A 24984-nucleotide genomic window follows, 5' to 3' on the forward strand; every position below is an offset into this window, starting at 1 on the left:
AGCCCCAGCCTGAGGTGGCTGGACCAATCTAACCCTGAACCAAAACCGCTCAAAACCTCAGAACCAAAACTGCAAAAAAACAAACCCGCCGAAATCGACGGGTTTGTCAGCAGTCTGAGCCCGGCCATCTGGCCGGGCTTTCTCGTTTCAGCACCTCAATCAGACCGCGGCCTTACCCGTAGCAATGTTCGGGTGCGGGATAGACACCCGTCTCGACCTCCTCGGCAAAAGCGCGAAACGCCGCCTCGATGCCGCCGGCCTGCGCCATGTAGTCCTTGACGAAGCGGGCCTTGCGCCCCGGCGATACGCCCAGCATGTCGTGCATCACCAGCACCTGGGCATCCGTCGCCGGTCCCGCGCCGATCCCGATCACGGGGATCGAAAGCGACGCCGCAACCGCCGCGCCGAGCGCATCGGGAACGCATTCCAGCACCAGCAGGCGCGCACCGGCCGCCTCCAGCAAAGCCGCATCGTCGCGGATGCGGCGGGCGGCTGCCTCATCGCGCCCCTGCACCTTGTAACCGCCGAGCATGTCCGCCGTTTGCGGCGTCAGCCCGAGATGCGCGCACGCCGGCACGCCGCGTTCGCTCAGAAAGCGCACGGTGTCGGCGAGCCATGCGCCACCCTCCAGCTTGACCGCATTTGCGCCGGCACGCATCAAGCGGGCCGCATTCTGCCCGGCCTCTTGCGGTGTGTAATAGGTTCCAAGCGGGAGATCGGCGACGATCAGCGGCGCCGCTGCCCCGCAAGAGGCGATGCCGCGCGCCACGCAGGCGGTGTGATAGGCCATGTCCTCGAGGGTGACGGACGCGGTCGAGGCACCGCCCTGGACGACCATGCCCAGGCTGTCGCCAACCAGCACCGACGCCACCCCGGCGCGGGCCGCTGCTCCCGCGAAGGACGCATCATAGGCGGTGACCATGGAAAAGCGTTTTCGCTCGGCTTTGAACTTGTTCAGTGTGGCGAGGGTGATCGCGGACATGACGACGAGGACACTCCTGTTGAATGACGGGCTCCGGAAGTCCTTTAGCCTGCCCTTATTGAGTGTACAATCAAGGCCCTGTGATCAGCCGCGGCAAAGAGGAATGTGCAATCAGACCGCTTCCGGGCTTTCCATCCGCGGCGCGGGGATGTAGCGATAAGGTCCCGACGACCAGAGAGAAGGCTCCTTGTTCATGTCCCTCGATGCCGACGCCATCGTCGACCGCCGTCGCCTGCGCCGCAAAGTCACCTTCTGGCGGGTTGCTGCCTTCCTGGTCGCCATAACCGCCCTTGCGGGGATTATCGGCTGGAGTGGCGCCTTCGGCTCGATGTCGAAACGCTCGACGCATATCGCCCGGATTTCGATCGAGGGCGTCATCGTCGACGACAGACGGCGCCTGAAGCTGCTGGAAGACGTTGCCGAAAGCGACCGGGTCAAGGCCGTGATCCTCGACATCGATTCTCCCGGCGGATCCACCGTCGGGGGCGAGGCGCTTTACCAAAAGCTCCGCGAGCTTGCCGAGAAGAAGCCGGTCGTTGCCACCATCGGGACACTGGGCGCTTCCGCCGGATACATGACCGCGATCGCCGCCGATCATGTCGTCGCCCGCCACACATCTCTCACGGGCGCGATCGGCGTCTACATCCAGTACGGCAACATCAAGGGCCTGCTCGATTCAATCGGCGTGAAGGTCGACGTCGTTCGCTCCGGCCCGCTCAAGGCCGAACCGAATTTCTTTTCCGACACGCCCGAAGCCGCCCGCGAAAACCTCCAAGCGGTGATCGACGACAGCTACGATTGGTTCGTCGGGCTTGTCGCGGAGCGCCGCAAGATGAGCGACACGGAGGCAAGAAGCGTTGCCCAGGGCGGTATCTTCTCGGGCGAGCGAGCCCGGCAGCTCGGTCTCGTCGACGCCATCGGCGGACGCGACGCAGCGCTCGCCTGGCTCAAGGAAGAGCACGACATTTCCTCCGATCTTCCCGTCGTGACCTGGTCCGTACCGGAAGAATACGACGACCTGCCCTTCGCCGCGCGGATGTCGCATGCCGTGGGCCAGGGCATCGGCGCCACGGTTCTTGAAGCGCTTGGCGGCGCCGGAGCGCTTTTGGGAGAAGGCGTTGCGCTTGACGGTCTGGTATCCGTTTGGCACGCTCAGGACGCGTCGAACGCAAGCAGTGGCCCTGGGGGACGGGAATGATCAAGTCGGAACTGGTGCAGCGGATTGCCGAACAAAATCCGCACCTCTACCAGCGGGACGTGGAAAACATCGTCAACGCCATTCTCGACGAGATCACCAACGCCCTTCGGAACGGGAACCGCGTCGAATTGCGCGGCTTCGGAGCCTTCTCGGTGAAGAACCGGCCGGCGCGCACCGGACGCAATCCACGGACCGGCCAGAAGGTCGACGTGGACGAGAAATACGTGCCGTTCTTCAAGACCGGCAAGGAGATGCGCGAGCGTCTGAACGACGGCGACGGATCCGAGGACTGACGCCACGCCCCCGTATCGCCGGCCTGACAACGGCTTCCGGCGATGCGTCACCACACGCCCAAGACGTATCAAATGCGGGAGAACATGCCGTGAGGCGGTTGATCAAGAACCTGGTGCTCATTCCGATCGCGATCGTGCTCATCGCACTCGCGGTCGCCAATCGCCATACGGTGACCTTGTCGCTCGACCCGTTCTCGCCTGCAGATCCGGCCATCAGCATCAACGCACCGCTGTTCTGGTATCTGTTCGCCGCCGTTGCCTTCGGCGTTCTGATCGGCGGCATCGCCTCCTGGGCCGGCCAGGGTAAATGGCGCAAGGAAGCGCGCGTCAAGCGCCGCGAAGCCGACCGCTGGCACAATGAGGCCGACCGGCTCAAGGCCGTGCATGAACCGGCCAAGGGGCCGGCGCTGCCCGCTCCGACCTCGTCGCGAAACGCGGCCTAAGACGGTTCGACGGGCGTCATCCACCCGGTAACCGCGCCTTCCGGGTCGCGGACGATCGCAATCCGACCCACTCCCTCGACGTCGAACGGCGTGCGAAGAATGCTGCCGCCGGCGCCGACGGCCGCCTCCAGCCGCGCATCGACATCATCCACCGCGATGTAGGACATCCAGTGCGGCTGCATCTGCGGGTCGTCCATCATATGGATGTCGAACAGGCCGGCCACCGGCGCCTCGCCGCTGGCCATGACGAGCCAGTAGGTGCCCTCAGGCATGGGCATGGGCGCGAAGGTCCAGCCAAGCGCGGCGCCGTAGAAGGCCTTCGCGCCCTCCACGTCACGGGTCATCAGTTCATTCCAGTAGAATACACCGTGTGCGACAGGCATTAGGTCCCCCGGGTTTCACGCCTCACGGAACGAAACACGCCTCACGTGCGGCATTGGTTGCCACCACCTTGAGAATAATAAACCGAAACGGCCGGCAACGCACGCAGTGCGGATGAGGCGACACCTCCAAAGAAGCGGCGGGTTGGACGACGGCTGCCGTCAGGAGCGGTCCTGCGGCGGCGCATAGGGGGGAAGAGACCAGCCCTTGAGGATCGCCCCGCCGCGCAGGAGCAGCGCACAGGCGGCTCCTGCCAGCGCCGCCGGCCAGGAGGGAACCGAGAGCGCCGCCAGCCCTACATAGACACCGGCGCCGGCAAAGGCAGCAGTGAGATAGATCTCCGGCTTCAGCAGCGCGGACGGCTGTCCGGCGATCGTATCGCGAATGATCCCGCCGAAGGTCGCTGTGGCAACCCCCATGAGGACGGCGACCACCGGCGGATAGCCGAGCGACAGGGTCTTCGCCGCGCCCATCACCGAATAGGACGCAACGCCGACGCTGTCCGCCCAACGCAAGGGACGGTCGACCCTTTCCACCCAGGCCGCGGCAAACCACATCGCGGCGCCGATGCCGAGACAGACAAGGAGATAGAGCTGGTTCCCGACCCAGAAGATCGGCACGCCAAGCACGAGATCGCGCAGGGTTCCGCCGCCAACGCCGGTGAAGACCGCAAAGAACAGAAAGGCCAGAAAGTCGAGCCGAAGCCGGGACGCAACGATTGCGCCGGTTACGGCGAACACCGCAACACCCAGGAAATCAAGAAGCTGAAGCATGGTCGCCATTTTCGGCCCCGGTTGTTCTCGCACGTCCGATCCGACGGAAACGCCCGTCGGCCCGGGCCGGCCTGAAGGGATGCAGACACAAAAAGACGCGGTCACCCGGGGTGCCGCGCCTTCATTCGGGCCATCGACCCGGCCCAGATCCGTGGACCGTCTCAGGCGGTCTTGTCGACGGTCGCCCCCGGTTCGGCCTGCGGCGCGTCGGGCTTGCGCTCCTTCGGACCGCCCTTCGACACGCCGACCATTGCCGGGCGCAGGACGCGATCGCCGATAATGTAGCCGGCCTGGACAACCTGCACCACGGTGTTGTTCGGCACCTCGGTGTTGGGCACCTCGAACATCGCCTGATGGAAGTTCGGATCGAAGCGCTCGCCTTCCGGGTTGAGCTTCTTAACACCGTGCTTCTCGAGCTGGTTGATCATCTCCCGCTCGGTCAATTCGACGCCCTCGATCAAGACGCGCATGGCTTCGTCGGCCGATGCCCGCGCATCGTCGGAAATCGCATCGAGCGCGCGGCGCAGGTTGTCGCTGACGCCGAGCATGTCACGCGCGAAATTCGCAACCGAATACTGTCGGCTTTCGCGGACTTCCTTTTCCGTGCGCCGACGGAGGTTTTCCATTTCCGCCATGGTGCGAAGGACACGGTCCTTCATCTCGGCGTTTTCGCTGCGAAGCGCTTCCACCGGATCGACCGCACCCTCGCCGTCCGCCATGTCGTTCGCGGCGGCATGTGCCTCATCCGCAACGGCCTCATTGGCGGCGTTTTCTTCCGGATTGTCATTCGGAGTGTTGCTGGTGTCGCTCATCATATACCCGAAACTGTCTGACGCGTATGACTGTGTGACGCGTATGGACGATCCCGCCCGGAGGCGGAGATCGGCGGAGACCCGCCTTTAAGACGCAACGAACCCCGTGTCCAGTCCGGCAAGCGGAAGGACACGGGGCGCGCGCATGCGCGAATGTTCACTTGCCCCCGGAGACCGGATCCGCCGAGACGGCCGGGTCCGGTGCGGTCCTGCCTGCCTGCCCTGAAGCGACCGCATCGCGATTCGCTTCCAGGCCCGGCGGCAATGACGACCGTCAGGACGACGTCTTGATCCAGTCCGCAAGCTTGTTCTTGGGCGCGGCGCCGATCTGCGTGGACACCGGCTCTCCATCCTTGAACATGATCAGCGTCGGGATCGACCGGACGCCGTACTTCAAGGCGATGTTCTGGTTCTCGTCGATGTTGAGCTTGGCGATCGTCACCTGCTCGCCCATCTCGTCGGAGATTTCCTCAAGCGCCGGCGCGATCATCTTGCAAGGGCCGCACCATTCCGCCCAGAAATCAACGACAACCGGGCCCGATGCCTTCAGGACATCGTTTTCAAAGGATTCATCCGTCACGACTGCGGTGGCCATTTCTTGCCCTTTCCAAAATCACGAATGCGACTGCATTCTTCGTTGCGCTGAACGTAGGAAGCCGGCCCGCCCGCGTCAAGCGAGCGATCCGTCCATCGCCGCCCCGCCCGACTGCGCGGTCAGCGCCGCAAGGGCCGCCTCGAGACGGTCCTGCGAAATCTCCCTCAACACCGGCCGCGCAGTGTAGAGCAAAGCCGCGCGCACCGCACGACCGGGATAGATCTCCTGCAACAGGGCGCGATAGACGGCGAGCTGGGCCACATAGGCCTCGCCGATGTCCTCCGTCGCATCCGGCACCCGCCGGTCGGTCTTGAAATCGACAACCAGCACCGCCGCCTCCGTCACACACAACCGGTCGATCTGGCCGGAGACGTCAACGCTGCTGCCGTCATCCAGCGAAAGCTGGCCGACGAGCGGCACTTCCGTGAGCGCGCGGGTGGAAAACACCTCGGCGAAGGCAGGCTCCGCGAGAACGGCACAGGCTTCGTCGGCCAGCGCATCCGTATTGCCGGCAAGCTCGGGCGCAAGACCGGCCTTCAGATAGCGACGCGCCGCCGAAAGCCTATCCTCGGGGGCCAGGTCCGGCAGGAGCTGAAGCAGCCGGTGCAGATGCCGGCCACGCTCCAGCGCCAGCGACTGGCGCGCACGGGCGACCGCGAGTTCCTCCACCGGCGCAAGCTCGGCCGGGCCGTCCTTGGTTTCCATTTCCTCAAAGGCCGCCGACGGCTGCAGGCGGCGCGGCCGCACAACGGGCGCAACCGGCGCATGCAGCCAAGCGGGAAGACGGGCCACAGGCGCGGCATCGGCCCCGCCTCGAGGGGCACGCGCGCCGAGCTGCGGCGGATCGCAATGGGTGCCGCGCGCCTGCCATACACGGCAGGGGTCGCCGGTCGCGGTCACGCCATCGCGGGCGTCGGGGTCCAGTCCGGCAGCAACGAGGCGGTGCCAGCAGCCGTCCTTCTGGCCGCTCGCGGGCGCCCAGCCGCAGACGACGAGCCGGTCGCGGGCCCGCGTCATCGCCACATAGAGCAACCGCCGGTATTCCTCTTCCGCCGCCGTTCTGAGGGTCGCAAGCGCCTCTTCGTGCCAGTCCGTGCGCGAGGCCTTGGGCGGCAGCCAGACAAGTGCCTCGGGCGCGGCCTTGTCGTCTGAACGCCGGCGCGCCAGAAACGCCGGATCGTGTTGCGACACCACCGGTGCCGCTCCGCTGTCGACCAGGATGACCAGCGGCGCTTCCAGCCCCTTGGCGCCATGCACGGTCATGATGCGCACGACCCCGCGTGCGGCGTTCAGCTCGCGCTTGACCTGCGTCGGCGCGGCGGCGAACCAGGCGAGAAACCCTTCAAGCCCCGGCGTGCCCGTCTGTTCGAACGTCAGGGTGAGCGCCAGGAACTCATCAAGGACATCGTCGACCTCCGTGCCCATGCGGGCGCGAAAGGCGGCGCGCGCGCCGTCGGCGGACAAGAGCCTGGAGAAAAACTCGAAGGGCGGCATGAAGTCGGCGCGCGCGCGCAACTCTTCGATCCGGGCGCGAACGGCATCAAGCGCCGGATCGGCCTGCGCGCAGCGCACCAGCGACTGCCACAGCGTCCCGCGCCGCAGCGTCACCCCGTCCGGCCGGGCAACGCGATAAAGCGCGTCGTCGTCGAGCCCGAACAGCGGGCTCTTCAAGACGGCTGCAAGCGACAGGTCGTCCTCGGGCAGCAGCAGGAAGCGGCCAAGCGCGATCAGGTCCTCCACCGCGATATGCTCGTTGAGGATGAGGCGGTCGCTGCCGGCGACCGGAACGCCGGCCTGCTTCAGCGCGCGGGTCAGCGCATCGACGAAGGCGCCGCGCTTGCGCACCAGCACAAGCACATCCTCGGGATCGGCCTCGCCGTTTCGCCACCATGCCTCGACGGTCTCCGCGATCCGGCCCGCCAGCCGGATTATCGGGTTTCCGGCGGACAGGCGGTCGATCGGCTCCCTCCAGTCGTCCGGCGTCTCGACGGCGTCGCTTTCCTCCGGCGGCCAGATCTCCACATACCCCGGCTCGTTACGGCGCACGGCCTCATGCACGGGCGGCACCTGCTCCTGCGCCAGTCCACGGTGCACCTCTGGGGCGGCAAAGACCGTATCGACCGCGGACAGGACGTCAGGGCGGGAGCGGAACGACAGGGTCAGCTCGACCCGGGAAAAGGCGGTCTCCGCATCCTGCGCCCGCTTCTGGAAATAGGTGCGCATCTCGGCGAAATAGGCAGGCACCGCGCCCTGGAACGAATAGATCGACTGTTTCTCGTCGCCGACCGCGAAAAGGGTCCGCGTGCGCGGGTTCGCCGATGCGCCGGCGAAGAACTCCTCCGCCAGGGCCCGGATCACCTGCCACTGGTGCGGGCTGGTGTCCTGGGCCTCGTCGACCAGAATATGATCTAGGCCCTGATCGAGCTTGTATTGCACCCAAAGGGCGGCATCCGCGCGCGACAGCAGGCTCGCGGTGCGCACGATCAGATCCTCGAAGTCCATCAGCCCGCGCCGGGTCTTCTCGCGCTCATAGGCCTGCAGCATCGCATCCGCCAGGAGCAACGCGGCTTGCGTTCCCGCAAGCGTATAGGCCGCCCGCCGTCGCGCCAGAAGATCGAGCAGCCGCTCCTGCTCGGCGACGAGCCGCTCGATGATCTGCGGATCGGCAGTCGCGACCGCCTTGCCGGCAAGCGCCTTGGTCGGCGACAGGTCCTTGTTGAGAAAGACGGAGAGCCAGAGATCGCGCCACTGCGCCGGATCCTCGCACCCGACGGCAGCCCGCAGGCGATCCGCGCGCTTGCCGTCGGTCGCGGTTCCCTGCGCCAGCGCCTCGGCGATTGTCCGCGCGGCTACATCGTCAATCGTGCGCTCGTCGAACACACGCGCCTCGAGCGACGCCACTGTATCCTGCTCGGAAAGCCCGAAGAGACGTTGCAACTCGCCAAGCGCCAGGTCCGGCGAGCCGGCGTGCTGCAGCCAGCGGCGCAGCTGGTCGCGCTTGGCGACCAGTTCGCCAAGCGCGGTCTCGACGGACTTGTCGGGCAATTCGGCAATGAGAAAGACGAGCGCGCGGCCGAGCGGACTGTCGGGCGAGCGTTCGGCGCGCGCCAGCACCTGTGCCCTTGCGGTTGCCAGAAGGTCCGCCGACTGGCGGTCGTCCAGCACGGAGAAATGCCCGGCGACATTGGCCTCCAGCGGGAACTGGTGCAGCAGGGCCTCGCAAAAGGCGTGGATCGTCTGGATCTTCAGCCCGCCGGGCGTTTCCAGCGCGGTCGCAAACAGATGCCGCGCCCGGGCCAGGCGGCGGGCATCGGGCACGCGCCCCTCGATGTCCCGCACCTCCTCGCTCAGCCGCGCGTCGTCATAGGTCGTCCAGTGGCCCAGCGTCTCGAACACGCGCGTTTGCATTTCCGATGCGGCGGCCTTGGTAAAGGTCAGGCACAGGATGCGCGACGGCGCTGTTCCGGCAAGCAGCAGGCGGATGACGCGCCGGGCGAGCACGAAGGTCTTGCCCGAACCCGCGTTGGCGCTCACCCAGACGGACCGCTCCGGATCGGCGGCCAGGCCCTGCCGCTCGCGGGTGGCTGCCGGGATCTCGATCTTGCTCACCCGTCGTCTCCGCTTTCCAGAGCCCATTCGCGGACCCTTGCAAGATGGTCGTAGGGCGCTGCGAACTCGCGCTCCTTCATGACGCGGGCGCGCGAGAGATACCCGGTCGCGGGATTCTCATAGCCGGCAAAGAGCGCCCTGGTGCGGGCGAGGGCTTCGGCCGCGAGATCGGCCACGTCGCCTTCTTTCGGCTTGCGCTCGGCGACCTCCAGCGGCACGCGCCCGCCCGACAGCCGCAGATACAGAAGGCTCTCGACGGGAATTGCCGGGTCGACGCCGGCAAAGGCCCCGGCCCGGATCATCGCGGCTTCCAGCGGCAATTGCGGCGCCAGCAGCGCGGCAACTTCCTTGGCGCTCGGCGCCTGACCGGTCTTGTAGTCGATGACCGCATGGGAGCCGTCGGCCCGAAGATCGATCCGGTCCGCCCTTGCGCTAAGCGTCACGACGCGGCCGGGCGTCAGATCCAGCTCCATCGCGCCGGCGATTTCCAGATGACGTTCGACGATCTCCCCGGCCCATCCGGCTTCATTGCGCAGGAAGGCCGATGCAATGCGCTCGAACCGCAGCCACCAGATCGCCCGGATGGCGGGGAAGGCATCCACCTGCGAAAACCGGCTGCGCCCGATCTCCAGAAGCCGGGCCTCGGCCGCAGCATCGAAAGGGCCCGTCCAGCTCTCGAGGAACTCGGCGAGGATATCGTGGATCAGCGTCCCCTTTTCCGCCGCCCCCGGATCGCCGCCGATGGGATCGACGGGATCGAGCTTCAGGATGTCGCGCGCATAGATCGCATAGGGGTCGCGGATCAGCGTTTCTATGGCCGTCACCGACAGGCGCGACGGCCGCGCGGCAACCGGCGGTGTCGGCGACGGTCGCTTTGCAGGTAGCGGCGGATGCGCGGGCTGGTCCATAGCCCGGGCAAGCTCCAGCCAGGCGTCGCCGCGGGCGCGCATTGCCTTTGACTGCGCCTCACCGAGAAGCGTCGTCAGCCGCAACAGCCAACGCGAGGCCACCGTCGGTGCGCCATCGGCACGCTCGGAGCGCGACAGCACGACCCGCCCCGCGCCCATTCCCTCGATGAAGTCATGCGCGGCTGCGCCGATGCGCCGCTCGGGCGGATCGAGGCCGATCCCGCGCTTCATCGGCCGGTTGAGCCATGGGTCATTGCGGGTGCGCTGCGGCCAACTGCCCTCGTTGAGCGCGCCGAGAATCACGAGATCGAACGGCTGGAGCCGGGCTTCCATCGGCCCGAGGATCGCGATGCGCGGATCGCCCGGAAGCCGACGGCGGACGTTCAGGCCGGACAGCAGCGCGACGAAGACATCCGGCCAGTCGCGCAAGGGAACCGAGAGGCCGGCAGCCTCCGCATCGAACATCTCCGCAAAGGCGGCCGCCAGCCCTTCGCCGGCCTCGCCCGCATAAAGCTCGCCCGCATCCCCTGTTTCATCGCGGCACAGTCGGCGCAGCACCTCTTCATGCGCCCGGGCCAGCGCGACGGCCTCGATTTCGGTCTCGCCACCCGCGCCGTCGACCTCGTCCGCGGCAAGGGTCTCGAGCGGCGCAAGCGCCTCTCCAAGCCGCGCGACGAGATCCTCCACCACGTCCCAGTCTTCGTCGTGCAGCCGTTTCCAGCGCGGCATGCGCCCGCCGCCGCCCTCTCTCCCGGCGAGCGCGCGGGCGGCGCGAACGCCGCCGAGCAAGCCTTGGGTGCCGCTGCGGGCACGCGGCCCCCGCAACACCGCCCGCTCCAGCGCACGGGCCGCAGCGCGCACTTCATTTGCCGGCAAACCGAGCCGGGTGAGGGGATGCTTCAACAGGGCGAGCAGCGGCACCGGTTCAAGCCCGCCAAGCGCAAGTTCGCCCGCCAGCCGTGCCAGAACGCCAGGCGGCGTCTGGTCCAGCGGACGCCCGGCGCTGTCGTCGGCCTGCAATCCCCAGCGGCGCAGTTCCACCGCAACCCGGCGCGCGAGCGTCCGGTCCGGCGTGATCAGCGCGGCGGACGTTCCCTCCTCCACCGCCTGTCTCAAGACGATGGCGACGACAAGCGCCTCTTCCGCCTCGTTGCGCGCCGTCAGCAGGTCGACGCCGGCGAACGCCGCGCGGCGCTCATCGTCGCTTAATGCTGCGGCCAATGCCGGCCAGCTATCGGTGGTCTCGGCCGGGCGCAGGGCATCGGCAACGATCCGGTCCCGCACCGACCCGGGGGCAAGCAGGGGAATATCGGCCCGCTCGACGCCAAGCCCGGTTACCACATGAGCCATGCCGTATTGCGGATGGCTCGGCACACCGCCGCTTGCGGCGGGCGCGCGGTCATCCGCTTCGCCGGCCCCCAGGATCGCCTGCCAGGACGGATCGTCGAGTTCCCGATCGAAGCCGGGAAACACGATGGCGCCTTGATCGAGATCGGCAACGACACGCAGAAGCTCGGCGGTCGCCGGCACGGAGCCGGTCGCGCCCGCCACGATCACGGGACCGGCGGGCGGGGTTTCGCGCAGGCGCTCAGCCTCGCGGCGGATCAGCGCGGAGCGCCGCGCCTTGGGGTTCATCGCGCCCTGATCGGCCAGATGCGCCGGCCAGTAGGTCATCGCGATCTTGAGGAAATCCAGCGTGATCTGCCAGTAGCGGGCGTGATCCTCGGGAACGAGACCGGCAAGCCCCGTCCAGGGCACTTCCTCCGTCTCCATCTCGTCCATCAGCGCCAGTAGATCGCCGGCGAGCCAGGCGGCATCGGCGGCCGACGCCGGTGTCCGCAAAACGGCATCCGCGCCCAGTTCCAGCACCTCGCGGCGCAGGGCCCCTTCCCAGGCATGAACAAGCCGGGTCATCGCCATCTTGCGATGCATCTCGGGGAGAGCCGGCGGCAGGTCGAGATCGGCGCCGTCGTTGCGCAGCAGATGAACGTCCTCGTCGACATCGCCAAGCGCGCGAATGACGGGGAGCAACGTCGCGCTGCGGCCGAGCCGCACCTGGAACAGCGCCGGCAACACGCGCGCGGCGCGGCGTGTCGGCACATAGAGCGTTACGCGCGCAAGGGCCAGCGGATCCGCAGCCGCATCCAGTCCCGGCACGAGCCGACCCGCCAGCAAGGCATCGACGAATGTCGGCAGGAAGGGCGCCGAGGGTGGAATGGTGAAAATCTTCGGCTGGCGCCGCGTGCTCATGCGCACCGTCCCGGTCTCAAAGGCAACAAATCAAAATCGTCCGCGCGAAACCCGCCACTCACGCACGGATATCCGGATGCGGATATCAGCGGGTGCTGTTGCGGATTGCCCGCTCCGCCTCGGCAATCGATTCCGGAGTTCCGACATGCAGCCAGAGCCCCTCCATCTGCACACCGTAGAGGGTGCCGCGCGCAATCGCCACGTCAAACAGCCGGTTGAGGGAAAAGGCTCCTTCCGGCGCATTCTCGAAAAGCCGGGGATGCAGGATCGCGGCTCCCGCGTAGGCAAACGGCGCGACGGTGCGCTCCGGTCGCCGCTTCAGTCTCCCATGCGGATCGATGATGAAATCGCCCTTGCCGTCGTAGCCGACCGACTCGACATACTCCGAAAGCAGGAGCAAAGCGTCCATCTCGTCCGGTTTCCAGGCCGCCCGCAAATGGTCGAGGTTGGGCACGACGCCCTCGATCCATGTGCTGTCGGAATTCAGCAGGAAGAACGGTTCCTCCCCCAGCAAGGGAAGCGCCTTGACGATGCCGCCGCCGGTCTCGAGCAGCAGCCCGCGCTCATCGGAGACCACCGCCTTCGGCAGGCCGGGACGGCGTTCCACATGCACCTCGACGAGGTCTGCCAGATAGTGGACGTTGACGACGCAGGTCTCGACGCCGGCGGCTTCGAGCTTGTCGAAGGCCCGGTCGATCAGCGCCTCGCCGGCGACCGGGATCAACGGCTTGGGCGTGATCGCCGTGAGCGGGCGCATCCGCGTTCCCATCCCGGCGGCCAGAACCATCGCGCGGCGAATGGGCATTGCCGTTTCCCCTGTCATGGACGTTCCCGCAGGGCGGCATCGTCGTTCCCCGTGTCCAGCCCTGCAAGCCACGTCGCCAGCGGCACCAGCAGCGGATGCGCCAGCGCCCGCGCAAGATAATCCCGTACCCTTGGCAGATGCTCGAGATAGGCCGGCTTGCCGTCGCGCTCGGACAGGCGGACGAACACCCCCAGCACCTTATGCGCGCGTTGTGCGGCCATGATCGCATAGTCGCCGCGCAGGCGGTCGGCATCGAAGGCGGGATCCCGCGCAAGGCGGCGGGCGATGTAGCGCTCGACCAGCGCGGTCTCGAGATCGGGCGGGATCGTCACCCGCGCATCCATGGCAAGCGAGGCAAGATCGTAGGCCGGCGATCCCATCACCGCATCCTGATAGTCGACCAGACCGAGCCGGTCGTTGCCGCTGCGCTCGCCGCGCCAGATCAGGTTGGGCGAATGATAATCGCGCAGCGCCAGCACGGGTGGCTGCTCCTGCACCCGCGCGATCAGCGGCCGCCAGAGGGCGGAAAACGCGTCGCGCATGGCCGGCGTCACCGTCACGCCGCGTGAGGGCAGATACCAGTCGAGAAACAGTTCCGCCTCGGTCAGCAGGGCGCGTTCGTCATAGGCGGGAACCTGATAGCTTCCGCCTCCCGGAACGCCCGGCAGGGCCAGCGACGGGCCGATGCCGGCTTCATGCAGGTCGGCCAGCAGGTCGACCGCCGCCTCGTAGCGCTCCGGCACCGGCGCACCCGCTTCGACGATCGCGCCGCGCCCGAGATCCTCCTGCAGCAAGAGGCCCGCGGGAAGATCTGCCGCAAGCGTCTCCGGCGCGCTGAAACCATGGGCGCGCAAGGCCTCTCCGACAGCAACAACGGCGTGCATGTCCTGTGCAAGATGCACGATATCGGCGTAGCTCTCGGTGCCATCGGCGGCCCCTGGAATGTCGAGCGCCGGCGCGTTCATCAGGATCGCGGCCCGCTCCGGCGTCCTCGCCGTCTCGTAGCGGCGGGGCGAGGCATCGCCCTGCAAATAGCGCCGCACCGCATCTCCCATCCCTGCATTTTCCAGAAGCGCGCGGATGGCACGGGTGCGCTCGATGCGGGCAAGCCACGCGGGATCTGCGGAGCGCAGGAGAAACCTGCGCGCATCGGTTTCGCCCACCGTTTCGATGGAAATGGAGAGACAGTCTTTGGGCAGGAAATCCCCAGCCTTTTCCGGCCATTCGACCAGGGCGACCCCGGTTTCCAGCGCATCCTCCAGCCCCAGTTCCTCGATCTCCTCCGGCTCCTCGAGCCGGTAGAGATCAAGATGCGCGACGTCGAAACGGGGAAGCGGATAGGACTGGACCAGCGTGAAGGTCGGACTTGGAACCTCAAGCTCCGCATCGTCGGCAAGCGCGCGGATCAAGGCGCGGGCGAAAGTGGACTTTCCGGCTCCCAGATCACCCGAGAGGCACAGGCAGTCGCCGGGCGCGACGACCATCGCCAGATCTTCCGCAAGCCTTTGGGTCTCGGCCGGCTCCGCCACGGCAATGCAGATCTCCTCCGGCGTGCCCTGCTCCATTGCCGCGGGGCCTTGCTGCCCGCCGGTGGCTGTCGTCTCCGCCATCACGTGCTGCTATTCGGCGGCGTGCTGGAGGGCATCGGGAGCAAAGGGAAATCGACACACGACATGCGTGCCGACCCCCTCTTGTGAGGAAATATCGACCGTGCCGCCGTGCAATTCGACAAAGCTCTTCACGATCGACAGGCCGAGGCCCGCGCCGCGGCGGCGCGCGCCGGCGTCGCGCCCGACAAAGCGGGCAAAGACCTGATCGAGCATGTCCTCGGGAATGCCGCAGCCATGATCGCGAACCTGGAATTCGATCGCATCGGCGGTTCGCTGGCAGGAGACGTCGATGGCCCCGCCGACATCGGAGAAGCGCAGGGCGTTGGAAATGAGGTTGTAAAGCACCTGGCGCAACCGGCGCTCGTCCGCCTGGATCACGCCGACATTGTCCGACATGTCGAGATTGAGCGTTATCCCGGAATCGGTCAGCCGGTCCTTCAGCCCCTCGACCGCCGCCTGTACCGTCTTGGCGACATCGACCGACGAAAGATCCAGCTCCATGATGCCCGCATCGATGGTCGCCAGATCCAGAATGTCGTTGATGATCGCCAGGAGCGCCGAGGACGACGACAGGATGTAGTCCACATATTCGCTCTGCTTCGGCGTCAGCGGACCGAACTTCGGATCGGACAGAAGCTGGGCAAAGCCGATGATGTTGGTCAGCGGCGAGCGCAATTCGTAGGAAACATGCTGGATGAAGGCGTTCTTGAGCTGGTCGGCCTGTTCCAGCGCCTCGTTCTTGTCGAGAAGCGCGCGTTCGACGTTTACCGAATCCGTGACATTGACGAAGGTGACAAGCGTGCCGCCGTCGGGAAGCGGAACCGTCGCATAGTCGATGGCCTCGCCGCTCTCGCGCTCCATCCGCCCGACGACCGGCTCGCGGTTGTCGGCCAAGCTCGTCACCGCGGTTACCAGACGCTGCCAGACATGCGCCTCTTCCGGTTCCAGCAGTCCAGCCTCGACGATCCGGGTGATATGCGGACTGTCACCAAGACCGTCGTCGGCAAGGTCCCAGATCACCTCGAAGGCCGGGTTCCACAGCCGCAAACGGCCATCGGAGCCGAACACCGCGACCGCTTCGGAGAGATTGTCGAGGGTTTCGCCCTGCACGCGAATGAGCGAATTGTAGCGGCTTTCCAGATCGAGCCGCTCGGTCACATTCTCGTAGATATAGGTCACGCCGCCCTGCGGATGCGGGTTGGCGATCACGCGCAGCGTGCGGCCGTCCGGCAGATGCCACCAGAATTCCCGCGCATCGACGGACGTGTAGGTCTCGAGCAGCTTGTTGCGCCAGCCACGGTAGTCCGCCTGTTCGGGCAGCTTGCGTGCCGCGCGGAGCGCGTCGAGCAGCGCGCCGTCCGTCGGATTGCTTTCCAGGAACCCGGTATCAAGCCCCCAAAGCGCATGAAAGGCAGCGTTGTAGAACTGCAGACGCCTGTCGGCGCCGAAGATCGCCACGGCGGTGGCGAGCTGGTCGAGGGTGCGGGCGTGAAAATCGATCGTGCGCCCCAGCTCCTGACGGCTGTGCTCCAGCTCGCTGACATCGATGGCGAAACCGCCCGTCCCGCTTTCGACCGCGCATTGGGTGACATCGAAGATCCGGCGCGCGCCGGCGGATACGGCAGGCATGCGGGCATGCGCCACGCCGGCATCATCGCGCGCCCGGTCCATCGCCTTGCGGTTGCGGGCATCGAGAAATTCCGTGCCGGCCTCGACGGCACCGGAGCCGTCCGGCGCTTCCACGGCCGTCGCATAGGCGGCATTGACCCAGACAAGACGCCCCTCGCCATCGCGCAACCAGGCCGGCGCCGGCACCGCGTCGAGCAGCGCGCGCAGCGTCGCGACCTCATGGGTGAGCTCTTCGTGGCGCTTGACCAGGAGCGCGTGGTTCTTGCGCTCGCCCGTCAGATCGCGCATGCGCACGACCGGAGCGCTGGCGGCGACCCGGCCCGAAACCTCGACCAGACCGCCCGATTGCGTGGGCAACACCATGTGGAAGGTTTCACCGTTGCGACGCAGGCGCTCGACGGCCCGCTCAAGCGCTGTGGCGGATTTCGCGTCGAGCCATGTCCCGAAGGCCAGAAGCCGAGCCGGCGAGCGCGGAACACCGCAGGCTTCGTCGAGAACGCCGGCGATCATCGGCCCGGCGTCTCCCGGTTGCCAGACGATCAGGCGCTGATCGTCGGAGTCCACCAGGCTCTCCAGCCGGTCGAGCCGCGCCGTCAGGCTGGCGTTCTTCTCGCGAACCTCGGACAGCGTGCCGACGGTTGCACGGCGGTTGCGCAGGAAGGTCACCGCGGCGGTAACGGCAAAGGTGACCGCGCCGCCGACAGCCGCGACCCAGACGACCTTGAAGGGATCGACATCCCCGAGGGACAGGGTGGCCGTGTCTTGTGCCCTGGAAAGTCCGGTCAGAGACAGCCATGCAAGCGTGCCACCGGTGGCCCGGACTGCCGTCTTTCGACGCAATTCCCGCCACGCGCTGCTCTTGCGCGCATGTTGCAAGCCGTCCGCCGGCATTCTCACGATCCTCTACCGCCGCTTCGAGCCCGAAAATGCTCGTCGGGACAGTTGTGCCTCACGAACCGCCCGATTCGCAAAGACCATAACGCAAAGCCGAATCGCGAAGAAGTGTTCCTTGCCGAAAAGTAAACGGGAGCCGTGTCGTCCACAGCTCCCGCACAAAGGCTCGATCGCATGATGCGCGGGCGGGCAAGGGCCCGCCCGGCAGGGATCAGTAGCGGTAGTGTTCCGGCTTGTAGGGGCCGGTGGTCTCGACGCCGATATAGGCGGCCTGCTCGTCGGAAAGCTCCGTCAGCTCCACACCGAGCTTTGCCAGATGCAGGCGCGCGACGCGCTCGTCGAGGTGCTTCGGCAGCACATAGACGTCGTTTTCATACTGGTCCGGGCGCGTCCACAGTTCGATCTGCGCCAGCACCTGGTTGGTGAAGCTGGCAGACATCACGAAGCTCGGGTGGCCGGTGGCATTGCCGAGGTTCAGCAGACGGCCTTCCGACAGAAGGATCATGCGCTTGTTGTCGGCGAACTCGATCATGTCCACCTGGGGCTTGATGTTCGTCCACTTGTAGTTGCGCAGCGCCTCGACCTGGATCTCGTTGTCGAAGTGGCCGATGTTGCCGACGATCGCCATGTCCTTGAGCGAACGCATGTGGTCGATGGTGACCACGTCCTTGTTGCCCGTGGTGGTGATGACGATGTCGGCGGTCGGGGCAGCCGTTTCCAGCGTCACGACCTCATAGCCGTCCATCGCCGCCTGCAGGGCGCAGATCGGATCGACTTCCGTGACCTTCACGCGAGCACCGGCGCCGCGCAGCGAGGCGGCCGAGCCCTTGCCGACGTCGCCATAGCCGCACACGACGGCGGTCTTGCCGGCCATCATGACGTCCGTGCCGCGGCGAATGCCGTCGACCAGGCTTTCCTTGCAGCCGTATTTGTTGTCGAACTTCGACTTGGTGACGCTGTCGTTGACGTTGATCGCCGGGAACGGCAGCAGGCCCTTGGCCTTGAGCTGATAGAGGCGGTTGACGCCCGTGGTGGTTTCTTCCGAAACACCGCGGATGTCATCGCGCTGGCGGGTGAACCAGCCCGGGCTCTGCTCCATGCGCTTGCGGATCTGGGCGAAGAGAACGGTCTCTTCCTCCGACGAGGGATTGGACAGCACGTCCTCACCGGCTTCGGCGCGGGCGCCGAGCAAGATGTACATGCTGGCGTCACCGCCGTCGTCAAGGATCATGTTGGCCGTGCCTTCGGGGAACATGAAGATCCGGTCGCAATAGTCCCAATATTCCTCAAGCGTCTCACCCTTCTCGGCGAAGACCGGAACGCCGGCGGCGGCGATGGCGGCGGCAGCGTGGTCCTGCGTGGAGAAGATGTTGCAGGACGCCCAGCGGACTTCGGCGCCGAGCGCGGTCAGCGTCTCGATCAGGACGGCCGTCTGAATGGTCATATGCAGGGAACCGGCAATGCGCGCGCCCTTGAGCGGCTTGCTCTCGCCGAACTCCTCGCGGCAGGCCATCAGGCCCGGCATTTCGGTTTCGGCGATATCGATTTCCTTGCGGCCGTAGTCGGCCAGGGAGATATCCTTGACGTAATAGTCGCTTGCAGTGCTCATCGGCTAGATCCGCTCACTCGGTTGGCGTTGACGCCCGAAGCACCCGACCGGAGACCGGCAGAGCGCACGGCGGGACGGAGCTGGGAATTGACATGGGATTGCGTCCGCGCAGCGCGCGGATCCCTCCGCATCCTTATAGGCGGTCATCGGATACAAAGCAATAATGATATAAAGATTTCTTTATATCATAAGCGGCGACTTAACGGCGCGCACGCAGGGCCAAGCCCGATCCCCGCAGGACCGGACACTTCGGGTGCGCGTGTCATGCCCGATGATGACATCATGAAATGAAGAGAGATCCGAAGCGCAGGACACTTTGGCGCTTCGGTGACGCCCGTTTTGACGCCTCAGTGATGGCACAGCAGCGCCTGGATGGCCGCGTCAGTCGACTTCGCCGAAGCCGTCCTCGACCAGGGCGCGAATCGCCTCCATGACCTCCTCGGCCTCGGCGCCCATCGCATCCACCTTGATGCAGCAGCCCGGGCTTGCCGCCAGCATCATCAGCCCCATGATCGACGTCCCGCCGACCGACTGGCCGTCGCGGGTGACCGTAACGTCGGCATCGAAGCGCTCGACGAGCTTCACCAGCTTTGCTGATGCGCGGGCGTGCAGGCCGCGCCTGTTGACGATGGTGAGTTCCGCGCTTGCTGCCGGCCGCGTTTGGGTATCGGTCATCGTCATCCCTGTCCGGAGAGCACCTGGCTTGCGACCGAGATGTATTTCTGGCCGGCCTTGCGTGCCTCGTCGACCGCCTCGGCGATCGCGGCATCTTCGCGCACGCTGGCAAGCTTGATCAGCATCGGCAGGTTCACCCCGGCGATCACTTCGATATTGGTGCCGTCCATAACGGAAATCGCAAGATTTGAGGGCGTCCCGCCGAACATGTCGGTCAGCAGCACGACCCCGCCGCCGTCATTCACATCCTCAACCGCTGCGAGAATGTCCTGGCGCCGCTGCTCCATGTCGTCATCGGGACCGATGCAGATGGTGGCGACCCGCTCCTGCGGACCGACCACATGCTCCAGCGCCGATTTGAACTCTTCAGCCAATCGCCCGTGCGTGACGAGTACGAGACCTATCATGCCCTGTCCGTCGTTCTTGTCCTGCTCAGGCGTGTCGCCTGTTGGATCCGGCGACTCTCGGATCCGGTGAATGTCCCGCCCCTCGTGAGCGAAGGGCAATCCCTCCTGCCCGCGCCGGAGGCCCAATGTCAGCAAGGGGGCACTGCAGTGCAAGAAAAATCGGCGCGCATTGCCGCCTTTTCCGTCAGCGATCCGACGTTGGGGATCGATCCGCTGCGATTTCGTCCCCGCCGGGCGCAAGAAACCGCAGTCCACCCGCCAGATGCGCCAGAACGCGGTCGATCGCGTCATCGGCCAGCGGAAGCGGCACCTGAAGCCGCGCAACCCTGACACCGCACAGCGCGACGACGCCCTCTTCCGGCTCCGGAAGACGCCCGATTTCCGTCTCCGGCATCAGGTCGACGAGCAGCCGGACGACGGCGCGCGCTTCATGAGAAACCCGTTGAATGCCCTCGCCGCGCCGCTCCCACAGCCCGGCGAGGGCTGCCGGCGGTTCGGCGACGAGCCGACCGCCCTGTGCGCTCAGCACGAGCCGGTCATCGGCGACATGGGCGGCGAAGGCGCCGGTGCGGCGCATATGGGCAACGAGGCGGTCGCCCAGCCGCGACTTGCCGGCACCCGACGCCCCGCGAAGCAGGACACCGTCAGCGCCGAGCAGCACGCAGGATCCGTGGATCGTCTCGGGTCTCCCAGTCATGCCCGCGGCTTCGCATCCGCCGGCAGGCGAACGGTGAAGCGGGCACCGAGGATTTTCGTCTCCCCGGTGGCCGGATCGCGTTCCTGCCGGTTGTCGACGGAAATCCGGCCCTGGTGGGCCTCGACGATCTGCCGCGAGATCGACAGGCCAAGGCCGGAATTGTTGCCAAAGCCCTCCGCCTCGGGGCGGTCGGTATAGAACCGCTCGAAAATCCGGTCCCGGACATCGGGCTTGATGCCCGGACCGTCGTCGTCGACGGTGATCTCGACCGCGTCGGCCAGCCGCGTGCAGTCGATGCGAACCTTGGCGCCCGGCGGCGAGAACGAACGGGCGTTGTCGATCAGATTGTTGATCACCTGCGCCAAACGGCTGTCGTGGCCGTTGATGCGATAGGGGTGGTCGCGCCGGGACGGCGCGATGGTGATCACCACGGGCGCCTCACCCGGGGCGGCGCGCTCGTTGGCGAGATCGGCGACGCCGCGCAGCAGGGCTGCGATGTCGATGGGTTCGGCATCGGCGCGGGCGAGTTCCGCATCAAGCCGGGAGGCGTCCGAGATATCGGTGATCAGCCGGTCGAGACGGCGCACGTCGTGCTGGATGATTTCCATCAAGCGGTCGCGCGCTTCCGGCTTGCGGGCAAGCGGCAGCGTTTCGACCGCGCTGCGCAGCGAGGTCAGCGGGTTCTTCAATTCGTGCGACACATCCGCCGCGAAGGTCTCGATCGCGTCCATGCGATTGTAGAGCGCATTGGTCATGTCGCGCAGTGCGCGCGCCAGATGGCCGATCTCGTCCCGGCGTTCGGAGAAATTCGGGATCTCCTCACGCGACTTGATCCCGCGGCGCACCCGTTCGGCGGCGGCGGCCAGCCGGCGCACCGGGCCGGCAATGGTGCCGGCGAGCAGGATCGACAGGACCACCGTCACCGCGGCCGCAACCAGGAACACCCGCATGATCGCGACGCGCTCGGCGCGCACGATGGCGTCGATGTCGCCGCCCTGGGTCGACAGCAGCAGCGACCCAAGAACCGCACGGAAGCGCTGCACGGGAACCGCGACCGATACGATCAGCTCGCCGCGCGGCGACACGCGCACAACGCTTGCCGGAGATCCGGCCAGCGCCGCCTCGACCTCGGGATAGGCCCGCCCGTTGCCGGCGCCGATTTCCTCGTAGAGCGGAAGGTCGCCACGCCGGAACCAGAGCTTGACGTCGGACCAGATCTGCTCCCACAGCCCCGGCGTTTCCGTCGTCGGCGGCGGCAAGTCGAACCGCAGGATCTGGCCGCGCGCATACAGATGGCGCGAATCGAGAATGAGGATCCCTTCCGGGTCATAGATCCGGGCGCGGGTCTTGGTTGGCGAGATCAGGCGGCGCAGGACCGGCGCCACCCGCTCGGGATTGATCGGGAAATCGAGCAGGCGCGCGCCGTCGGACGGCGACAGGCTTTCACCGGCCTGCAGCTGCAGGAGCTGTTCGGGATCGACCATCAGGCCGTCAGTCTCGACCGTTGCGGACGCCGCGATCGCGCCTGCAATAATTTCGCCCTGGGTCAGCAGGCTCTGCACCCGGGCGTCAATCAGGCCGGCGCGAAACTGGTTGAGATAGAGAATGCCCGCGACGAGAGCAAAAAGCCCCGCGAGATTGAGCACCACGATGCGGCGCGTGAGCGACGAAGTGAGATAGGGGCCGAGGAAGCCGAAGGTACGCGACAAGAAGCGCCTGCGAAAACGCCTGTTGCCGAGCGTGCGCAGGGTCGACGGCCGGTCCGCAGCGCTGGCGGCGCGCCGCGCCGACCCGGCCTCTTTGCCTGTCTCGACTTCCGTTACCATATGTTGTCCCCGCGGCGGCCCGGTGACCGCCGGGTCCCTCAACTCTCCCGAAAGCGGTAGCCCACGCCGTAAAGCGTTTCGATCATGTCGAAGCTGTCGTCAACGATCTTGAACTTCTTGCGCAGCCGCTTGATGTGGCTGTCGATGGTCCGGTCGTCGACATAGACCTGATCGTCATAGGCCGCATCCATCAGCGCATTGCGGCTCTTGACCACGCCCGGCCGATGGGCGAGCGCGTAGAGGATCAGGAACTCGGTGACCGTGAGCGTGACCGGCTTTCCCTTCCACATGGAGGTATGCCGCTCCTGATCCATGACGAGATCGCCACGCTCGAGCAGCTTGTCGCTTTCCGGCTTGGTCGCCGTGGCGTCGCGCGGCTGGACCCGGCGCAACACGGCCTTGACCCGTTCCACCAGAAGGCGCTGCGAGAACGGTTTGCGGATGAAATCATCCGCCCCCATCTTCAGGCCGAAGAGCTCGTCGATCTCGTCGTCCTTGGAGGTGAGGAAAATCACCGGCAGATCGGACTTCTGGCGCAACCGGCGCAGAAGCTCCATTCCATCCATGCGCGGCATCTTGATATCGAAGATCGCCAGATCCGGCGGGTCGGTCACCAGCCTGTCGAGGGCGGAGGCGCCGTCCGTGTAGGAATGCACACGATATCCCTCGCTCTCCAGGGCGATGGATACCGAAGTGAGAATGTTGCGGTCATCGTCCACAAGCGCAATCGTCGGCATAATCCGGGTCCTGTTCCCATTCTTTTCGCGCGGTGTTTCGTGTTTACCAGCCTTGGCGGTGAAAATGCGCGCAAATTATGACGCGGAGACGGGAACGATCCGTGCAGCGCCGGTCGCGAAAGGGCAAAACCCGTGCTTTCAGGGCAACGCTGCGGTGTTTCGGGCGCGGTCCCGGGTGGCAAGATGATAGCGTGTCAAAAGGCCGGCAAGCGACACCAGAATACCGGCAAGCAGGCCGCCGATCAGGGCGCCCGCGCCAAGATCCATCACCAGCCCGCCGAAATAGGCGACCGGGATCGCGACGCACCAGAAGGCCGCGATCTGCAACATCGTCGGCCACCAGACATCGCCCATGCCGCGCAATGCGCCGAGCGCAACGGCCATCATGGCATCGACCGACAGCATCAGCCCGGCGACGAAAAGCGCCTGCGACGCCGCCGCGACGGTGACCGGATCGTCCGTCACCAGACGCGCGGCCGTTTCCGGCGAGACCAGAAAGCAGATCGCGACGGGAACGGGCCACAGGCCACCCAGCGCAATGCCCATCCAGCCGGCCCGCGCCATGTCCAGGCGGCGGTCTTCGCCGAAGGCCCGGCCGACCCGGATGGCGGTCGCACCGGCCGTGCCGATCGCCATCATGAAGGTCAGGGTCACCAGCGTCATCGTGGTCTGATAGGCGGCGAGCTCGGCGGTGCCGATCAACCCGGCGAACATCACCACCGTCGCGAAGGCCGCGCTCTCCACCCCTTGCGCCAATCCCATGGGCAGTCCCATGCGACGCAGGCTTGCCGCCTCGGGCCCGCGAAACAGGCTGGCAAGGCCGGGACGCTCGCTCCCCTGCGCTCCCTCAAGGGACAGGATGCGGAACGTATCCATTCGCAGCGCGGAAAGCACCAGAATGGCGACAATCGACAGGCCCGCCGCGGTGCGCGCCAGCGAACTGGCCAGCATGATCCCCTCCGCGCCCATCGGCGCGACAAGCCCGCCCCAGCCGAAGCCGAAGACGAGGTTCAACGGCACGTTGAGCAGGTTGGCGCCGAGCATGATCGCCATCCCGGTCTTGGGGCGTCCGGTGGATTCCATAAAGAGATTGCAGGCGATGAACAGCAGGGTTCCGGGCATGCCCACCCCGAAGGCGACGGACACGGTCGCCGCGCCCGCCGCGAGATCCGGCGCCTGGCCGATGGCCAGGAAAAACGGCCCGGCCAAGAGCGACAGACCGAACACCGCCACGCCCATGGCCAGCGCATGGGCGACGGATGTCCTGAACACGACACCCACCTGCTGCACCCGTCCGGCGCCGATAGCCTGGGCGGTCAGCACGGACGCGGCTTGAAGCGCGCCGACGGCGATCAGCATCAAGGTCAGCTGCGGGGCAACGCCGAGGCCGAAATAGGCCAGATCCTGGGAGCTGATCCGCCCGACCATCAGCGTATCGACGGAAAACATCACCACGAGCGCGGCCCGCGCCACAATGATCGGAATCGCCAGCACCACGGTTCTAGCAAAATGTCTCGCCAAAGGGTCCGAGGGGCGGGCGGGCGTGGCTGTCATCGATCGTCCTTGGCAGGGCAGAGGTCGGCGGCGAACCGGGCGCGGTCGGTCGCGCACTTGCAACCAGAAACACCTGCGCCCAATCGACGGCCCCGGCAAGCCCTTTCGGAATGCGCAATCCGAAATTTCACCGGATTGAAACAGGCATTCCGCATCGGGACGACCTCCGGGCTTGGTTAATTTGCCTATGAAAGAAATTCTGTTTTGCGGTTCCGAGTATTAAATCGATTAAGTCGCATTTTGCGAGGGATCTTGCGCTTGTTGATCGAAGACCCATCCTCTAGGTTCACTTTGCTC

At 66.3% G+C, this 24984-nt stretch carries 20 protein-coding genes; 3 read left to right on the forward strand and 17 right to left on the reverse strand.

The features are described 5' to 3' along the window. Positions 1–172: 172 nt before the first annotated feature. Positions 173–982, reverse strand: coding sequence for a 3-methyl-2-oxobutanoate hydroxymethyltransferase (gene panB, locus LC092_RS17580; RefSeq protein WP_224808670.1), 810 nt, complete (start codon positions 980–982; stop codon positions 173–175). A gap of 193 nt (positions 983–1175) precedes the next feature. Between panB and sppA the strand changes: the two genes are divergently transcribed. The 3 genes from sppA (at position 1176) to LC092_RS17595 (ending at position 2916) form a co-directional block, all read left to right on the forward strand. Further along, the gene (gene sppA / locus LC092_RS17585; RefSeq protein WP_224808671.1) at positions 1176–2180 is read left to right on the forward strand and encodes a signal peptide peptidase SppA; all 1005 of its coding nucleotides are present in this window, start codon (positions 1176–1178) and stop codon (positions 2178–2180) included. Then, a complete protein-coding gene (locus LC092_RS17590; protein ID WP_224808673.1) occupies positions 2177–2473 on the forward strand; it encodes an integration host factor subunit beta in 297 nt (98 codons plus the stop codon). The genes sppA and LC092_RS17590 overlap by 4 nt, the downstream gene beginning before the upstream one ends. Positions 2474–2562: 89 nt before the next feature. Then, positions 2563–2916, forward strand: a complete 354-nt coding sequence (locus tag LC092_RS17595; protein WP_224808674.1) for a LapA family protein — start codon at positions 2563–2565, stop codon at positions 2914–2916. Here the strand turns inward: LC092_RS17595 and LC092_RS17600 are convergent. From LC092_RS17600 to LC092_RS17675, 16 genes are all read right to left on the reverse strand, one after another. Further along, complete coding sequence (locus tag LC092_RS17600) at positions 2913–3260, reverse strand: VOC family protein (protein WP_224808676.1); 348 nt, start codon at positions 3258–3260, stop codon at positions 2913–2915. The two genes, LC092_RS17595 and LC092_RS17600, sit on opposite strands and share 4 nt — an antisense overlap. Positions 3261–3458: 198 nt before the next feature. Continuing rightward, the gene (locus LC092_RS17605) at positions 3459–4070 is read right to left on the reverse strand and encodes a trimeric intracellular cation channel family protein (RefSeq protein ID WP_224808678.1); all 612 of its coding nucleotides are present in this window, start codon (positions 4068–4070) and stop codon (positions 3459–3461) included. A gap of 161 nt (positions 4071–4231) precedes the next feature. After that, a complete protein-coding gene (gene grpE / locus LC092_RS17610; protein WP_412103604.1) occupies positions 4232–4885 on the reverse strand; it encodes a nucleotide exchange factor GrpE in 654 nt (217 codons plus the stop codon). A gap of 271 nt (positions 4886–5156) precedes the next feature. Then, positions 5157–5477, reverse strand: coding sequence for a thioredoxin (trxA, locus tag LC092_RS17615; protein ID WP_224808681.1), 321 nt, complete (start codon positions 5475–5477; stop codon positions 5157–5159). A 75-nt stretch (positions 5478–5552) separates the two neighbouring features. Continuing rightward, a complete protein-coding gene (gene addA / locus LC092_RS17620) occupies positions 5553–9086 on the reverse strand; it encodes a double-strand break repair helicase AddA (protein WP_224808682.1) in 3534 nt (1177 codons plus the stop codon). After that, positions 9083–12244 (reverse strand): double-strand break repair protein AddB, encoded by a 3162-nt coding sequence (addB, locus tag LC092_RS17625; protein ID WP_224808683.1) that lies wholly within the window; start codon positions 12242–12244, stop codon positions 9083–9085. The genes addA and addB overlap by 4 nt, the downstream gene beginning before the upstream one ends. A gap of 85 nt (positions 12245–12329) precedes the next feature. Then, entirely contained in the window at positions 12330–13049 is a 720-nt protein-coding gene (locus tag LC092_RS17630; RefSeq protein ID WP_224808684.1) for a nucleotidyltransferase family protein, read from the reverse strand. A 14-nt stretch (positions 13050–13063) separates the two neighbouring features. Beyond that, positions 13064–14659 carry a tRNA (adenosine(37)-N6)-threonylcarbamoyltransferase complex ATPase subunit type 1 TsaE gene (tsaE, locus tag LC092_RS17635; protein WP_224808685.1) on the reverse strand — a complete coding sequence of 532 codons (1596 nt, stop codon included), beginning with the start codon at positions 14657–14659 and terminating at the stop codon, positions 13064–13066. Between the two features lie 9 nt (positions 14660–14668). After that, positions 14669–17179, reverse strand: coding sequence for a sensor histidine kinase (locus tag LC092_RS17640; protein ID WP_224808686.1), 2511 nt, complete (start codon positions 17177–17179; stop codon positions 14669–14671). Positions 17180–17393: 214 nt separating this feature from the next. Continuing rightward, positions 17394–18791 carry an adenosylhomocysteinase gene (gene ahcY / locus LC092_RS17645; protein ID WP_224808687.1) on the reverse strand — a complete coding sequence of 466 codons (1398 nt, stop codon included), beginning with the start codon at positions 18789–18791 and terminating at the stop codon, positions 17394–17396. Positions 18792–19172: 381 nt separating this feature from the next. Further along, complete coding sequence (locus LC092_RS17650) at positions 19173–19466, reverse strand: HPr family phosphocarrier protein (protein ID WP_224808688.1); 294 nt, start codon at positions 19464–19466, stop codon at positions 19173–19175. Between the two features lie 2 nt (positions 19467–19468). Further along, positions 19469–19873 (reverse strand): PTS sugar transporter subunit IIA, encoded by a 405-nt coding sequence (locus LC092_RS17655; protein WP_029057726.1) that lies wholly within the window; start codon positions 19871–19873, stop codon positions 19469–19471. A gap of 184 nt (positions 19874–20057) precedes the next feature. After that, a complete protein-coding gene (locus LC092_RS17660; protein ID WP_224808689.1) occupies positions 20058–20570 on the reverse strand; it encodes an HPr kinase/phosphorylase in 513 nt (170 codons plus the stop codon). After that, positions 20567–22396, reverse strand: a complete 1830-nt coding sequence (locus tag LC092_RS17665) for a sensor histidine kinase (RefSeq protein ID WP_224808691.1) — start codon at positions 22394–22396, stop codon at positions 20567–20569. The genes LC092_RS17660 and LC092_RS17665 overlap by 4 nt, the downstream gene beginning before the upstream one ends. A 38-nt stretch (positions 22397–22434) precedes the next feature. Continuing rightward, positions 22435–23133: a response regulator transcription factor gene (locus LC092_RS17670; protein WP_029057728.1), complete on the reverse strand. Its 699-nt coding sequence runs from the start codon at positions 23131–23133 to the stop codon at positions 22435–22437. A 138-nt stretch (positions 23134–23271) separates the two neighbouring features. Beyond that, positions 23272–24687 carry an MATE family efflux transporter gene (locus LC092_RS17675; protein ID WP_224808692.1) on the reverse strand — a complete coding sequence of 472 codons (1416 nt, stop codon included), beginning with the start codon at positions 24685–24687 and terminating at the stop codon, positions 23272–23274. Positions 24688–24984 lie beyond the last annotated feature (297 nt).

It is taken from the genome of Stappia stellulata (genome assembly GCF_020176715.1).
GTDB lineage: Bacteria > Pseudomonadota > Alphaproteobacteria > Rhizobiales > Stappiaceae > Stappia.

Excerpts from the sequence above, each read along its gene's own strand:
- LC092_RS17655 (WP_029057726.1), bottom strand. The coding sequence starts at position 19,873 with ATGATAGGTCTCGTACTCGTCACGCACGGGCGATTGGCTGAAGAGTTC.
- LC092_RS17630 (WP_224808684.1), bottom strand. The coding sequence starts at position 13,049 with ATGCCCATTCGCCGCGCGATGGTTCTGGCCGCCGGGATGGGAACGCGG.
- LC092_RS17600 (WP_224808676.1), bottom strand. The coding sequence starts at position 3,260 with ATGACCCGTGACGTGGAGGGCGCGAAGGCCTTCTACGGCGCCGCGCTT.
- LC092_RS17650 (WP_224808688.1), bottom strand. The coding sequence starts at position 19,466 with ATGACCGATACCCAAACGCGGCCGGCAGCAAGCGCGGAACTCACCATC.
- LC092_RS17640 (WP_224808686.1), bottom strand. The coding sequence starts at position 17,179 with ATGCCGGCGGACGGCTTGCAACATGCGCGCAAGAGCAGCGCGTGGCGG.
- LC092_RS17660 (WP_224808689.1), bottom strand. The coding sequence starts at position 20,570 with ATGACTGGGAGACCCGAGACGATCCACGGATCCTGCGTGCTGCTCGGC.
- LC092_RS17670 (WP_029057728.1), bottom strand. The coding sequence starts at position 23,133 with ATGCCGACGATTGCGCTTGTGGACGATGACCGCAACATTCTCACTTCG.
- LC092_RS17605 (WP_224808678.1), bottom strand. The coding sequence starts at position 4,070 with ATGCTTCAGCTTCTTGATTTCCTGGGTGTTGCGGTGTTCGCCGTAACC.
- LC092_RS17675 (WP_224808692.1), bottom strand. The coding sequence starts at position 24,687 with ATGACAGCCACGCCCGCCCGCCCCTCGGACCCTTTGGCGAGACATTTT.
- grpE (WP_412103604.1), bottom strand. The coding sequence starts at position 4,885 with ATGATGAGCGACACCAGCAACACTCCGAATGACAATCCGGAAGAAAAC.
- addB (WP_224808683.1), bottom strand. The coding sequence starts at position 12,244 with ATGAGCACGCGGCGCCAGCCGAAGATTTTCACCATTCCACCCTCGGCG.
- ahcY (WP_224808687.1), bottom strand. The coding sequence starts at position 18,791 with ATGAGCACTGCAAGCGACTATTACGTCAAGGATATCTCCCTGGCCGAC.
- panB (WP_224808670.1), bottom strand. The coding sequence starts at position 982 with ATGTCCGCGATCACCCTCGCCACACTGAACAAGTTCAAAGCCGAGCGA.
- LC092_RS17590 (WP_224808673.1), top strand. The coding sequence starts at position 2,177 with ATGATCAAGTCGGAACTGGTGCAGCGGATTGCCGAACAAAATCCGCAC.
- LC092_RS17665 (WP_224808691.1), bottom strand. The coding sequence starts at position 22,396 with ATGGTAACGGAAGTCGAGACAGGCAAAGAGGCCGGGTCGGCGCGGCGC.
- tsaE (WP_224808685.1), bottom strand. The coding sequence starts at position 14,659 with ATGGCGGAGACGACAGCCACCGGCGGGCAGCAAGGCCCCGCGGCAATG.
- sppA (WP_224808671.1), top strand. The coding sequence starts at position 1,176 with ATGTCCCTCGATGCCGACGCCATCGTCGACCGCCGTCGCCTGCGCCGC.
- trxA (WP_224808681.1), bottom strand. The coding sequence starts at position 5,477 with ATGGCCACCGCAGTCGTGACGGATGAATCCTTTGAAAACGATGTCCTG.